At 44.4% G+C, this 1,733-nt stretch carries 1 protein-coding gene; it reads right to left on the bottom strand.

Annotated elements, in window-relative coordinates:
• Positions 1-68: 68 nt before the first annotated feature.
• The gene (locus tag F6K20_RS37125) at positions 69-1,397 is read right to left on the bottom strand and encodes a P-loop NTPase family protein (RefSeq protein ID WP_287265114.1); all 1,329 of its coding nucleotides are present in this window, start codon (positions 1,395-1,397) and stop codon (positions 69-71) included.
• Between the last annotated feature and the right edge of the window lie 336 nt (positions 1,398-1,733).

Here is a 1,733-nt window from a genome sequence, read left to right on the forward strand (position 1 = left end):
TCCTGATTTTCCGCCTCTTCGTTCCTGGTTGAAACAGCCCGCCCGGTAACACACCCTAGGCAACTACCTTACGGCTGTGAGTCTAGTTGAGCATAGGCGTCTTGAAATTGCTTAATCCCTTTAATCAGGGGATGAACATCGTACCAACACTGTCTTTCTCCTTCGTCATCAAAGTATTGATACTCTAACAAACAGCGATTAAATAATAACTGACGATACTGGTCATTATTGTGTATCTGCTTGGAGCGGTAAACATCCGCTAAAATTGACCATTGTCCATCCTGAACCGTTCGGCGATAGGTATCTCGTGCATCAGTAATGGATCGTTGCACTGCTCTGAGGGAAATTGGTAAGGTTTCGGTGCGAGCAATGGCGGTTTGGATTAATAATAGCAAATTCCGCACATGACCTCCACTCATAAGACACAAGCGCTCTAAGGCTTCTGGACTTTCAAATATATCGGTTTCTAGGGAGCGAGTGGGAGCAAATTGGCCGACTCGCTTGCTAATCACTTCTTTAACTTTATTGAATCCAGGCTGATAGAGGTTACCCTCTTTAGTTCGCACCATAATCATCGGTAACACCTGGGCATCACCATAGATGTCTCGCAAATCATTAGTTCGCTTGGAGTACAGCATGGAAATCGGAACTGTGTAGACAATATGGCACTTTAATCCTTTTAATTGTTCACTACGGTCTAAAAAAATTTCTTCATGATTCGTTTGGTTACTCTCTTGGATAACTGGCACAATCCGGTCTAAATTATCCGCAATCACTGCTAATTTAGTACATCCAGCTGGTAAGTTTTCTTTGGCTTCTGTAATAAACTGATTCAACGCCTTTAGTAGAGTAACCGTGTGGGGATTAATTTTCTGTCGAATCTGTTGACGCAAGGTTGGTACAGCTCTTAAATTAGCAGTTAGCTTGCCATACTGAGAAATTTTTGCTTCTGCACTTAGTCCATCAAATGCTATTTCAGTTAGAGCCAAATCTTTTAACTCTTGCCAGCGGCTTTCCAGCCAGTTCAGCAACGGCCTGGGATTAGCACTATCCTTGAGGTCTTCGAGCAAATGGCGAGTACAGGCCAGCAGAATATCGGTATATTGAGTATCTTCGGAATCCACATCTTCTTCATCAGCGGCAAAATACACCACATAAAAGTTATTTTGTTCCAAATATTGCTTCAATCGGAACAATTCTGTAGATTTTCCTGCCCCCCGATGACCTCCATATAAATGATAGGTCTCTCGCTTAGAAAGCAACATCTCTTTCCCTAAATCCACCTGGATCTCTCCATCCCCCCGCACTTCCCGACAATCGACATAAACCGGGTCCCCTGCCGGTAACGGTTGGGAGGGGTCAAAGGCATTGTAGAGGTTTTCCAGTAAATCAGTCATAGAGTGAAGGGAATAGGGAATAGGGAATAGGGAGTAGGGAGTAGGGAGAATTGATAAGATTTGACGCTTTCAGTACTGAAATTGATTGTTATCACGTCCGTTATTAAGTTTTTTTGTACTCGTGCCAGATCTTTAGTATCAGTAGTAGTTTAACTGGAGGGACTGCGGAGATGGTGTAATCGGATCACAAGGCTAGGTCGCTGCATCGCTTTTATCATACTGTTTGCCTCAATTCTTCTGCCCGATTCCCGATTCCCGATTCCCGATTCCTGATTCCCGATTCCCGATTCCCGATTCCCGTTCCCCTCCTGGGAGGGGTTAGGGGTGGGTTCCGAC

This window comes from Moorena sp. SIO2C4 (assembly GCF_010672485.1).
GTDB lineage: Bacteria > Cyanobacteriota > Cyanobacteriia > Cyanobacteriales > Coleofasciculaceae > Moorena > Moorena producens.

Excerpts from the sequence above, each read along its gene's own strand:
- F6K20_RS37125 (WP_287265114.1), bottom strand. The coding sequence starts at position 1,397 with ATGACTGATTTACTGGAAAACCTCTACAATGCCTTTGACCCCTCCCAA.